12 protein-coding genes are annotated in these 12,345 nt (G+C 49.4%); 4 read left to right on the forward strand and 8 right to left on the reverse strand.

Annotation, left to right across the window (positions count from 1 at the left end; genetic code table 11):
- Positions 1-291 (reverse strand): NAD(P)H-dependent oxidoreductase (locus HMPREF2696_RS02195; protein WP_210383753.1); only part of this gene is annotated, 291 nt, incomplete at its 3' end.
- Positions 292-467: 176 nt separating this feature from the next.
- Here HMPREF2696_RS02195 and HMPREF2696_RS02200 point away from each other — a divergent pair.
- Positions 468-1,358, forward strand: a complete 891-nt coding sequence (locus HMPREF2696_RS02200) for a LysR family transcriptional regulator (protein WP_049336075.1) — start codon at positions 468-470, stop codon at positions 1,356-1,358.
- A gap of 34 nt (positions 1,359-1,392) precedes the next feature.
- On the opposite strand, the gene HMPREF2696_RS02205 is transcribed toward HMPREF2696_RS02200, so the two are convergent.
- Positions 1,393-2,298, reverse strand: a complete 906-nt coding sequence (locus HMPREF2696_RS02205) for a LysR family transcriptional regulator (RefSeq protein WP_004520542.1) — start codon at positions 2,296-2,298, stop codon at positions 1,393-1,395.
- Positions 2,299-2,404: 106 nt separating this feature from the next.
- On the opposite strand from HMPREF2696_RS02205, the gene pptA reads away from it, so the two are divergent.
- From pptA to HMPREF2696_RS02220, 3 genes are read left to right on the forward strand one after another with little or no spacing between them, the layout of a single operon-like run.
- Positions 2,405-2,635 (forward strand): tautomerase PptA, encoded by a 231-nt coding sequence (gene pptA, locus HMPREF2696_RS02210; protein WP_004520543.1) that lies wholly within the window; start codon positions 2,405-2,407, stop codon positions 2,633-2,635.
- Positions 2,636-2,692: 57 nt separating this feature from the next.
- The gene (locus HMPREF2696_RS02215) at positions 2,693-3,583 is read left to right on the forward strand and encodes an alpha/beta fold hydrolase (RefSeq protein ID WP_049336078.1); all 891 of its coding nucleotides are present in this window, start codon (positions 2,693-2,695) and stop codon (positions 3,581-3,583) included.
- Between the two features lie 15 nt (positions 3,584-3,598).
- Complete coding sequence (locus tag HMPREF2696_RS02220; RefSeq protein WP_070587620.1) at positions 3,599-4,300, forward strand: glutathione S-transferase family protein; 702 nt, start codon at positions 3,599-3,601, stop codon at positions 4,298-4,300.
- A 154-nt stretch (positions 4,301-4,454) separates the two neighbouring features.
- On the opposite strand, the gene HMPREF2696_RS02225 is transcribed toward HMPREF2696_RS02220, so the two are convergent.
- The 6 genes from HMPREF2696_RS02225 to HMPREF2696_RS02250 all read right to left on the reverse strand — a co-directional run bounded on the left by HMPREF2696_RS02225 (position 4,455) and on the right by HMPREF2696_RS02250 (position 12,175).
- Entirely contained in the window at positions 4,455-5,072 is a 618-nt protein-coding gene (locus HMPREF2696_RS02225; RefSeq protein ID WP_070504912.1) for an NAD(P)H-binding protein, read from the reverse strand.
- Between the two features lie 92 nt (positions 5,073-5,164).
- On the reverse strand, positions 5,165-6,985 hold the full coding sequence (gene hutW / locus HMPREF2696_RS02230) for a heme anaerobic degradation radical SAM methyltransferase ChuW/HutW (protein ID WP_070587623.1): 1,821 nt from the start codon (positions 6,983-6,985) through the stop codon (positions 5,165-5,167).
- 274 nt (positions 6,986-7,259) lie between these two features.
- A complete protein-coding gene (locus HMPREF2696_RS02235) occupies positions 7,260-7,985 on the reverse strand; it encodes an ABC transporter ATP-binding protein (RefSeq protein ID WP_070587626.1) in 726 nt (241 codons plus the stop codon).
- 46 nt (positions 7,986-8,031) lie between these two features.
- On the reverse strand, positions 8,032-8,973 hold the full coding sequence (locus HMPREF2696_RS02240) for a FecCD family ABC transporter permease (protein ID WP_070587628.1): 942 nt from the start codon (positions 8,971-8,973) through the stop codon (positions 8,032-8,034).
- 139 nt (positions 8,974-9,112) lie between these two features.
- The gene (locus HMPREF2696_RS02245; protein ID WP_070587631.1) at positions 9,113-9,904 is read right to left on the reverse strand and encodes a heme/hemin ABC transporter substrate-binding protein; all 792 of its coding nucleotides are present in this window, start codon (positions 9,902-9,904) and stop codon (positions 9,113-9,115) included.
- 72 nt (positions 9,905-9,976) lie between these two features.
- A complete protein-coding gene (locus HMPREF2696_RS02250) occupies positions 9,977-12,175 on the reverse strand; it encodes a TonB-dependent hemoglobin/transferrin/lactoferrin family receptor (RefSeq protein ID WP_070587634.1) in 2,199 nt (732 codons plus the stop codon).
- Positions 12,176-12,345 lie beyond the last annotated feature (170 nt).

Consider the following 12,345-nt stretch of genomic DNA (forward strand, 5'->3'; position numbering starts at 1 on the left):
GCCATCACTGTGGTAAAGCTTGCCGTGTCCAGCGATAAATACTTCGTCTATGTATTTCTTCACTGTCCAAGGCTCGTGCATCCACCAAACAGGCATCTGCCAAATCACGGCATCCATCCACAAGAATTTTTCGATTTCTGCCTCAACATCATAGCCAGCATCAATCACAGTTTCTTTTACATTGTGTCCAAGTGCGGTCAAAACTTCTTTTGCTTTTTTGTGAAGCGTGTGGTTTAACTCACCATGAGAATGACCGAAAGCTTTACCACCGTTTAATAATAAAATGTTCATTTTTACTCCTAGAATAAATAATTTATAAAAAAAGGATGTGATGTTTACGGATATTGTCTTCTGTTTATTCTCAGAAGTTGAAGTCATTTTATGATTTGTTTTTATTGAGATAAATAGGGTTTATCTTTATAATGTAATGAATTAAATTCACTAATAAAAAAGAGTTTAAAGAGAAAATGCAGAACTTTAACGAACTGAATTATTTTTTAACACTGGCGCAAACGCAGAGTTTTGTGAAAGCGGGGCAACTTTTGGGGATTTCTTCTTCGGCGTTGAGTCATAGCATGAAAAATTTAGAAATGCGGCTAAATTTGCGTCTGTTCAACCGCACTACACGCAATGTATCGCTGACCGAAGCCGGGCAACAGCTTTTCGATCAACTTTTCCCACTTTATCAAGCCATAAACCAAGAAGTCGATGCATTAAATGATTTTTTGAATACGCCATCGGGATTGATTCGCATCAACGCCCCGGCGATGGCAGCGGAAGCCGTGTTGTATCCAAAATTAAAGCCGATTTTGAACCAATACCCGAAAATCCGCTTGGAAATCGTGGTGGACGATCGTTGGGCAGATATTGTGAAAGAAGGATTTGATATGGGCGTTCGGTTAGGTAACAAGGTAGCGAAAGAGATGATTGCCGTACCGATTTCTGCGCCGTTCAAAATGGTATTGGTCGCCTCGCCCGATTATTTGGCGCAATACGGTTCGCTGAAAAATATTGATGATTTGCAGCAGCACCGCCTTATCGGTGCGAAGCTCTCCGCCGAACACGGCACGGAAATTCAATGGGAATTCAAATATAAAAAAAAGCTGATTACGTTCACACCAAAATCGCAGTTTTCTATCAACAATCATCTGCGCCTGCAAGCCGTTTCAGACGGCCTTGGCATCACTTGGCTGCCACATATCATCGCCGCAGACGCACTCCATTCTGGGCAGTTGGTTGAGCTGTTACCCGAGTATGCCATCACTTACGATCCGCTTTACCTCTATTACCCCAGCCGCCGCGGGCATTCCAATGTGTTTAAGTTGATTGTGGATGCGTTAAAAGTAAAAGCCGTCTGAAATTTCAGGCGGCCTTTTTAATAACAAAGTGCGGTCAATTTCCAGCACTTTTTATCAATCCCTTTTCTTCACCAAAACAACGCATTAAGCAATCCAATACGGTGCGTACTTTTGCTGATTGGGTGCGATGTGCGGTGGTGGCATAAAGGGTGCGGGTGGGAAGTGTGTGTTCAGGTAATACAATGCTTAACTGACCATTTTCTATCAAAGGCGCCACATCGCCAGAAAGCAACACCGCCAACCCCATGCCGGCACAGGCATATTCTCGTGCGACCAGTGAAGAATCTGGGCAATCGGTGCGATTTTCGGGCAGCGTTTCCGGTAGCCCTAAACACTTGAATGCGTGTAGCAGGACATTGCTATTGTGATTAAGCCAGTCGGCATTGAGTAAATCTTGCGGCTGGGCAATGGGGTGTTCACGCAAATAGTCTGGTGAAGCGCAAATCAAGGTTTGCCATTGTGCCAACGGGCGCGCGATGCTGTCGGGATCGTCAGGATGTAAAACAACGCGGATAGCGATATCGGTATCGTTTTGCAAATCCACCAAGCGGTTGTTTTCATTGAGTATTAAGCGAATTTTTGGGTAACGATGTCGTAAGGTTTGCACGGTACGTTTCATCGGTTCAACCGCGCTATAACCGGTCGGTAGGCTGATGCGGACTTCACCTTCCGGTTCGGTTTGCAAAATACCCATTTCGCGCTCAACGGCATCGTGCCAGTCGGTTAATTGACGGGCGTATTGCTGCAACTGCCGCCCTTCTGCCGTCGGCGTGAGGCTGCGTGTGGTGCGGTTAAGCAATTTGACGCCGTAATGATTTTCCAGCTTGCGAATGGCTTGACTGATTGCGCTGGCGGTCATGCCCAAATGCGGCGCGGTGGCATTCATACTGCCGTATTGCAGCACGGTGGCAAAAATATAGATAAGTTTGAATTGCTCCATTATAAAGCCTTTCTTAAAACTGTTTATTTAATTTGATAGATTATCAAGTTAATTAAAGTAATATACAATATATTTCATTACAAACAGATGAAGCAAGGAGTACTTTATGCCACATATCAATATCAAATGTTGTCCAAAGAACCTGTCTGAACAGGAATTGCAAGCCTTTGCAGATGATTTAACGGCTTTTGCCAGCGAGCGTCTAAACACGCCTGCAGAATTCATCACTATTGCCTACACTGAAATTCCGGATGATGAATGGAAAGAAAAGGTTTGGGACAAAGAAATTGAGCCAAATGTAGAGAACCTGTTACGTAAACCCGAATATGACATGTAACCTGCGCGTATCATCAAAACCCTAAAAAAACGACCGCACTTTACTCAGGAGAACAGCATGAAAGCATTTAAAAAATTAGGGTTTAGCGTACTTTTCGCCACTCTTGCAACGAGCAGTTTTGCCGGTGAACCGTTGCGCTATTTTGGACAAAATGAAACTGCCTACCATAGCCAAGTGCCTTATGGGAACAATGAAAAAGTTGGTCGTTATGCGACGGCAAGTGATGGGGCGAAAATTTATTTTGAACGCTATGGCAAAGGCTCACCTGTAATTGTTTTGCATGGCGGATTAGTGGGTTCAACAGCTGAAATGGGCGAGTTTATTGACCGTTTAAGCCAAAATCATGAAGTCATCGCCATCAGTACACGCGGTCATGGCAAATCTGAAGTCGGCAGTGTTGCGCCAACTTATGCACAAAAAGCGGCTGATGTGCTTGCCGTATTAAAAGCCGCACAAATTAACGGTAAAGTGGATTTGCTCGGCTTTTCAGACGGCGCTTATACCGCCCTCACCTTTGCTGCCGATTATCCCGAACAGGCAGCCAAAATTATTGCTATCGGTGCCGGCGAATGGAAACGTGGTTTTATTCAAGGCGGGGGAAATAAACGTGCAAGCTATGAACAAATCCGCCAGTTAGATCCAAGTTATTGGGAAATGCAACAAAGCATTCGCCCCAACCTACAACAAACGGCAACGTGGTTTGACAATGCGCAGAAAAATTATGACAACACCCAAGTTGGCAAAGAGACATTTGGTAAGATCCAATCGCCGGTGTTGTTTGTGGTTGGCGAAGACGATGCCAATGCACCCTTGGATACAGTCATCAACGCCTATCGCATGACACAGAATGCCGATTTATCCGTTATCCCTAATGCGCCACATCCGGTATTTGTCTTGAACTTCCCGGCTGTTTGGACTATTGTAGAACCGTATTTGAATAACAAATAATGAAAGGAAAACAAAATGCTTAAATTATTTACTTTACCCGGTGAAGGTAAAATTCGCAGTTCATCACCTTTCGCTTGGAAAACTGAAGCGATGCTGCGTTTATCCGGCTTAGATTTCGAAAAAGAATATGTTGCCGATCTCAGCAAAATGCCTAAAGGCAAAGTTCCGGTATTGCAGGATGGCGAGAAGTTGATCCCTGATAGCTCTCTCATTCAGCGTTATCTAACCGAAACCTACGGCATTGATTTAGATAAACATTTAACGCCTGAACAAAAAGCGATTGCTGAAGCCTTTCGCCGTATGACAGAAGAACATTTATATTGGATGGTCGTATATAACCGTTTCGTCGATCCTCTCAGCAAACCATTTATGATGAAGGCAATGTTTGATGGCATGCCGACCGAACAAACCGAAGCGATTTTTGCTGTGTTACAGGAAAACGCGAAAAAAGAAATGTACGGACATGGTATCGGAAGACACACACAATCTGATATTTACGCCTTCGGAAAAGGAGATTTAGACGCCATTAGCAACTACTTAGGCACAAAACGCTACTTTTTCGGCGAAGAATTAACCTCCGTTGATGTGGCCATCGTGCCTGTTGTTGCAAACCTGATTCTTACCCCCATCGACACTGAAATTGCGCTATATGCAAGAACCAAAGCAAATTTAGTCGCCTATATTGAACGTTTCGATCAGGCAGTATTTGGAGAATAAAGTAAAAAATCAAAGGCCGTCTGAAATGTTTCAGACGGCCTTTTATTTATATCTCCCAGTCTTTTCTCAGCAAATCCTTTATTATTTGATCGGCTACTAATCAATTACCTACTCCAACTTTAACAATGGAAAGTGGACAATCTATTCAATCCGGTTATGCCGCACCAACGCTATACGTTTCGCCCTTGCTGTCCGCTTGGCCGACAATGGCAGCAACGGCAGCGGCCAAGCCGTTGCGCGTCATGTATTTTTGCGGAATTTCTTGGGCATTTTGTGTCAAGGTATAGGCATTATCTTCGCCATCGGCAAGGCCGCAGGGGCGCAGGATGGTCCAAATCAAACCGCTTTGTTTGAGATAGATTTCGGCTTCTGTTTTGGCACGGACGGCTTCACCTAGTGCCTGTTTGAACGGCTCGCTCATCATGTCCCATTGTTCACCGCAGCCCATGCTGGTAATCAGTACAAAGCGGGCTTGCGGATTGGCGGCTTTCGTGGCGGCAATAATGTTGATATTGCCCAGCGCATCGCTGCGGATACCCTCTTCGTTTTTGCCGCCGACAAAACTGATCACGGTATCAGGATGGTATTGTGCCAACGCTTTATCGAGCGCGTCGGCATCAAGCGCATCGGCGACAACGGTTTGAATATTGTGTTCGACAAAAAAACTGTCTTCAGACGGCTTTCTTAATACGGCGACGGTATCGGCTGAGTCAGTCAATGTGCGGATATAGGCGCGGCCGGACGGGCCGTTGGCTCCGAAGATGAGTTGCATGTTTGGGGCTCCTTTGTATGGTAGATGTTTATTGTTAGAAAATCCGCTCCTCTACGCGGCAAGGAACGGATTTTCAGGCCGTCTGAAACCGTTTAAGCGGCATCAAACAGTTTTCGCATGGCTTCGATTTGATGTTGTTTCAACTCGCCTGCTTCATCGCGGCCGACGAAAATTTTAAACATGGCGCCGCCGTTGCGGTTGATAAAGTTGAGCGAGCAAGTGGCTTTACCCATAAACGGGCGTTCCAAAAGGTAGATGGAGGCGCAGTTTTCATAGTAGATGTGGCCGTGTACGCCGCCGTCGGTTTCGGGATGGTCAAAGTTGTAGAAGCCGCGGCCGACTTTGCCGTTAGGCAGTTTGCCGCTGACTTCGACGATGGCATCGGGGGTGTGGGCGATGAAGGTAACGGATTCATTCCATGCGGCAACGGCTTGGAGAATTTCGACTATGCGGCTGCCTTCGGTTTGGCGCACGTTCTCTTCAGGCAGGCAGCGGATAACGTCTTCAAAACTGCATTGGTTTTGCGCGGCCAGCATTTCCAGTACTTGGCCGGGATTTTTTTCCAATGATTGACGCAACATGGTTTGTTGTTCGGCTGAAAGTTTTTGCATGGTTTGATCCTTTTCTTGAGTTGGAAGAGTGAGCATGAGTTTGCGGATAAGGGTGGGCGACCAATAACGGCCACTGGTATTCAAACGGATAATGCCGTCTGAATCAGGTTCTTTAAAAAGCTGCATTTCCTGCCATTGGGCAATCAGCTTTTGCGCTGCTTTGTTGCCGTCAAACAATAATGGATTCAGACGGCCTGTTTCAATATCGTGCTGAACTTTGCTGAGCAGTGCTTTATTTGGACTATGGCCGCTCATAAACGCGATGTTTTTCTCGCCTTTCGGCGTAGCAAGATAACTCTCCAAATCGCCCTGCACCTGATAGCTGAAACCGCCGAAGTTACCCCCTGCGCCGGAGCCGAACGCCAAACAGGGAATGTCAGATTTGATCAGGGTATTGTAGCGGTTGCGCTCGCCGCGGCCGGGATAGGCGAAGTGGCTGTTGCTGACATGTTCCCAGCCTTTTTCCAGCAGTGTTTCAACCGTGTAGGCATATTGGTCTGCCTGAATATCGAAACCCGGCGGTGTCGGAAATGCGCCTTTTTCAATCATGCGGTTGATGGGCAGCATGGGATAAAGGTTGAACGCATACGTATCCAAACCGGACAGCGGCAGCTCGGCGGCGCGGGCGATATCGTTTTGCCAAACTTCATCGGTTTGATTGGGTAGGCCGAACATCAAATCAGCGACAATCACGGCATCGAGTTCGCACAATTTTGCCAAATATTCAAACGCCTCGTCGCCGCTGTGTTTGCGGCCGAGACGGCGGCGGATGGCGGTATTGAAGGTTTGCACGCCGATGGAAATGCGGTTGGCGCCTGCTTCGATGCAGGCCTGTGCTTTTTCCAAACCGAAATGGCTCATGCGCCCTTCGATGGTGAACTCGCAGTCTTCGGCAAGAGGCAAATATTGGTAGCAGGCACGAATCAGGCGGACGAGGTCTTCCGTAAGCAACGCAGTCGGCGTACCGCCCCCGAAATAAACGGCTCGGATTTTGCCCTTGCCTGTACGGACTTCGGCTTCAGCGGCCATTTCTTCGATAATTTTGTCGGTGTACACGCTGCTTTGGCTGTCCTTCCACGCATTACGGTAGAAGCCGCAAAAAACGCAATGGTTGGCGCAAAATGGAATATGCAGATAAGCAAGCGCGTCCACATCGGTGGCATGGGGAAGCTTTTTCTTCCAAATGTTCTGCCACTGGGGACGCGGCATTGGAACACCGCCCCAAACGGGCATTAATGCCTGACGTTCGGGAAATGCCTTGGGCGCGGATTGTTTCGGAGTCCAAACAAGCTGCTGTACCATGATAGTGATTAATAAAAATTATTAATAAGATTTATATATTAAATAACCATCATCATTTTCTTGTCAATATTTTTGTGTAATTAAAAATTAGTATTATTTTAAAATATTGTATTCTATAAATAATAAAATATATTTCTATTTGATGGAAATCGGCATTTTACTTGTGAAATGCGCAAAATTTGGTTCTTCAAGTCGGGAACATCCTCCCATCTCGTTTTATTTTTGAACGATAAAATAAATTTTCTTTATCGTTTTTCAGACGGCCTTTTGGCGCTCAACTTCTGAAATAAAACCCTGCTTCATCTTCGCAACGGCGTATCTGCCAACCGTAAACCGATTCAAGCAAGTCGGGGCGCATCACTTCGCCCACCTTTCCTGATGCAACGACTTTTCCCTTATTCATCAAAATAATATGTTCCGCATAACGCGCGGCGAGGTTTAAATCGTGCAATACCATTATTGATGAGGCACGGTTTGAATGCCCGACCAAATACTGCATCAGGCGGTGTTGGTGGCGGATATCGAGATGGTTGCACGGTTCGTCCAAAAGCAAGACCGGCGCGTTTTGCAACAGGGCGCGGATGATGTTGGCGCGTTGCTGTTCGCCGCCTGAGAGCTTGCCGATACGCTTATCCGCCAATGCCTTCAAATCAAAATAATCGAGCAACTCATCCGCCCATTCATGGTTCAGACGGCCTTTTTGTACGAATGACGCCAACGCAATGTATTCGCGTACGGTCATCGGCATGTTGTAACGGCCATGCTGCCCGACCCATGCCACCCTGCCCGCGCGGATTTGCGGCGCAACGGCCTCACCGAAAAGCGTGATTCCCCCCTGCCCTGTTTGCCCGATTAAGGCCCGTAGCAAAGTAGATTTGCCTGCGCCATTCGGGCCGATAATGACGGTCATGCCCGAAGGTATATCCAGTTGATCAATTTCAAGCAGGGTTTTGTCTTGGACGCGGACGGAAAGATTACAGATTTGAAATAAGGTGTGCATGGCGAAAGATATGGGGCAATAAAGTTTCAGACGGCCTGTTTAGGCATCAACGGCTTTTCAAAGGCTTGATAAACAAATACATGAAAAATGGTCCGCCCAATAAGGCAATCACGATACCGACCGGCAGATCGACAGGGTATGTCAGCCAGCGCGCCGCTCCGTCCACCACCATCAAAAACACTGCGCCCAACCAAGCCGACAGCGCAAGCAGTTTACGGCGGCTGCCACCGACGGTTTGCGACAGCACATTGGGGATCATCATGCCAAGAAAACCGATGATGCCCGAAAGCGACACCGCCGCCCCTGTCATCAATGCCGCGCCGATTACGGTTTGCACACGCAATGCCCCAACTGATACCCCCATACTGGCAGCCGTGTCTTCCCCCGTCATCAAAACGTCCAGCCGCCTGCCTGCCGACAGCAAAATCAGAAAACCGGGCAACATGACCGCGATTGCCGTGACAGGCGATGAGAAACCGGCTTCGGCAAGGCTGCCCGACAGCCATGTGGTCGCGCTGCGCAATACCAAATCGTCGGATAAAAACAAAATCATGCTGACCACCGCACCCGAAAACGCGCTCAACACAAACCCCAACACCAGCAATCCCAAAGTACCGCCGCCGAGCAGTTTGTGCACCGCCAAAATCAACAGGCACACACCCAATGCCCCGAGAAAAGCCGCCGCCGGCACACCCATCGCGCCGCCGCCCAAAGCCAATAGCACAATCACGCCCAAGGCCGCCCCGCCCGATGTCCCGATCAAACTCGGATCGGCCAGCGGGTTCTCAAATAAAGCCTGCAATGCCGCACCCGAAGCGGACAAACCGGCTCCGACCAAAAGCGCGGTATAGATGCGCGGTAAACGGATTTGGCGGACGGTTTCATCCATCGCCAACGGCGACTCCCACGCACCAAAACCGATGCCGCAGCACAAATAAACGGCGGCGGCAGTTAGCAGCAGGCAGAGGGTAAGGGTATGCGGTTTCATGACATCATGCGGTTTAAGCGGATTGAGGGACGGTTTCAGACGGCATTTTTAAGACAGCCGTTTTGCCTCCTCAACAAGAAGGAACAAATCAAGGCCGTCTGAAAACAAAAATCGGGCAGGGTTTTCAAAACAGGCGCGTTTATTTCGCCAAACCGTGCAAACGCTGAATCACTTGCGGCGTATCCAGCCCGTAACGGAACATATCGTTGGCCTTCCACAAATAAATTTTGCCGTTTTTCGCGGCAGGCGAGCCGGCGATTTCGGGGCGTGTGGCAAAGGTTTTGACGTTGCCTATCATGGCGGTGTTGTGGTCGGCAATAATGATGATGTCGGGTTTGGCCGCAATCCATGCCTCACGCGTCATCGGTTTGAGGCCGTCAATGGCGGCTGCGGCATTGATACCGCCGGCACGGCGGATGATTTCGTCGGCGGCAGTATTCTTGCCCGATACGATGCGCCCGTCGTAGCTGAAGAGGTAGCGTTTGCCGCTGGAAGGCTGTTGTTTCATATCCGCCTGCCACTTACCGGCCAACTTATCCGCCTGCGCGCTTTTACCGATAAGCTGACCGATGTTGCGGATACTTTGCGGATAGGCGGCGATGCTGTCATCGGGCGCAACATTGACGGCTTTAATGCCTGCTTTTTGCAGGTGGGTAAAAATATCGGCAGGCTGCGCCATCCATGAACCGATGGCGATGTCGGGTTTGGCGGCCACAATCGGTTCAACCGTCAGGCGGCGATGAATGCCGATACTGGGCTTGTTTTTCAATGCCGGATTTTGAACGGTCTGATCGCGGCCGACGATTTCGTCCAATGCGCCGAGCGCGGCAACGATGTCTGCCGTATCGGGGGTCAACACGACGATGCGTTGCGCGTGTGCAGTGCCGGTCAACGAAATAAGTGCGGAAAGCAGAAGGAGTTTGAGTTTCATTTATTTTCCTTGTCGAATGCTTTCAGACGGCCTGCTCGCTTTCTCAGGCCGTCTGAAAACGGTTAAATCACATTAGAACTTCAGTTGTACGGTTGCGGCGAAATTACGGCCGGTTTCGGTGTGCAAGTCCATCACACTGGTACGGCTCATGCCGGCAACGTCGGCGTGCTGCCAGTATTTTTTGTTGCCGACGTTGTAGATGTTTGCGCCGATTTCGAGGTTTTTAAACGGCTTGTACCACGCGCCGACATCCCATACGCCATAACCCGGTGCTTGGAAAACAGTGTCGCTGCTGACGCGGCTATGTTTTTTCGACCAGCGCAGCTTGGTGCCGACACCCCATTTTTCCTGCGTGTAATCCAAACCCAAAACGCCGTTAAGCGGATAAGCGGAATCCAATGGTTTGCCGTCCTGCTGCTCACCGCGCATCCAAGCGATGCTGCCGGAGACTTGCCAGCCCGGCAGGAATTTGTAGGCGGCAGAAGCTTCAGCACCGTAGGTTTTGACGTGATCAAGGTTTTGATATTGGTACTGGATAATCGGGCGTCTGCCAACGGTGGAGGTACCGATTTCAGTGCGGTTGATGAAGTTGCGGTAACGGTTGTAGAACGCGGTGACTTGCGCACGGGCGCGTTCGTTTTTAAATTTCATCCCCAATTCAAAGCTATTGGAGCGTTCGGATTTGAGGTTGGCATTGGGAATGACGGCATAGCCGTAGGTCGTATTGGCAAACGCCATGGTCGCGCTGTCAAACGGAGGCGTGCGGAAGCCTTGGGAATAAGTGGCAAAACCGGTGAACTGCTCACCCATCGGCACGCTCAGGCGCAGGCTGGGTGTAAACGCGGAATCACCAAAGCGCGTCGCTGTTCCGCCGGGATTGGCGTTGAGATAGGCTTGGTCGGTCGACGTGTTCAGCTTGTCTTTTTCGTAACGCAAGGCCGGGGTTAGAACGATGCCGTTGCCGAAGGTCAGGCTGTCTTGCGCGTAAACGCTGAACGTTTTGCGCTTGCTGTCGGGGAAGGTTTTATTCGGATAGGTGCTGCCTGCATAAACTTTGCTGACGGCGCCGGTCAGATTGTCCACTGTCAGGCTGTCGCGCGGACGGGCGGTTTCGGTGTGTTTGTATTCGGCACCGGCAACGACGGTTTGTTTGACCGCACCGTCAAACTCCCACACACTACGCCCGTTCAGCCCGCGTATGGTCTGATTGAAACCGTAGTCGGAATAACGGGTCGAGTTACCTAATTGGCGCGCGCCCATACGCGTAATGCTCGCATCGACGGCATCGTCTTCCGTACGCAGTTTTTGCTGATAGGCAGTCAGGTTGGCTTCTTTCAGACGGCCTTCGCCAGTGTAGCGGTAGCCCGCTTCGATGCGTTGACGGCGGATACGGTCGCGGGCATTGCTCTCAGATGTTGCGATGGTTACCGGTCCGCGCGATTGCGAACCCAAGCCGTTTGCCAATACGGTATCGTTGGCGTGGTAATACTGTTCGTACAAAGTTTCAAAGCGGTGGTGTTCGTTGCCGATATTGCCCTTCGCCAAGATATTGTAGGCATTGTTTTTCTGCGGGTTGGTGGCGGTGCGCGAAGTCGAGTAGCTTTTGTCGCCGCCCATGTTTTTCGTTTCGTGTCCTTGGCGGCGCGTCAGCATCAACAGGCCTTCGGCGTTTTCATGGAAACCGGCGGCTGTCGCCGTTACACCGTGGCTGCGGTCGCGGCTGCGGTAGCCGTGTTTCAAACTGAAATGCCCGCGTTTGTCCACATCGACAAAATCGCTCGGCGAGAGCGTGACCATGTTCACCACGCCGCCGAGCGCGTCGCTGCCGTACAGCGCGGAATAAGGACCTTTAACAATATCGACCTGCTTAAGCGTGTCACTTTCGACCATATCGCGTCCCGAAATCGCGCCGTTGGAGCCGCCGCCTGCATAAGATTCGGGAATGCGCACGCCATCCACCATCATCAGAATGCGGTTGCCGTCTATGCCTCGGATATTGATACCGGCATGACCGCGGCGGTTGTTGTCTGACGGCACGCTGACGCCGGATTCATACATCACGATATCGTCCAAATTCTGCGCCGAGGCTTGATTCAAGGTTTTGCGCCCGATAACCGACACATTCGGCGCGGCTTTATCCAAGGTTTGCGCATTGCGGTCGGCCGTAACCACCACAGGCTCTATTTCTGCCTGAGCCACCGGCATCTGAGCCGCATATAACTGTCCGGAAAAAACCGCCCCTATTACACAGGCAATCGCTTTCTTTTTCATTACACAACCTTATTATTTGAATAAAAATGGTTTGCATTTATAAAATAAATAGGCGATTTTTGCAAGTTTAGAAACCACAAGATAGCACTAAAACCACTTCAAAAACGCAAAATATAGTATGACGTAGCTGGATAAATAATGGGGCTGACGTAGATTAGCCCTAAATTCCA

The sequence above is a fragment of the Neisseria sp. HMSC058F07 genome (assembly GCF_001810035.1).
GTDB classification, from domain to species: Bacteria; Pseudomonadota; Gammaproteobacteria; order Burkholderiales; family Neisseriaceae; genus Neisseria; species Neisseria perflava.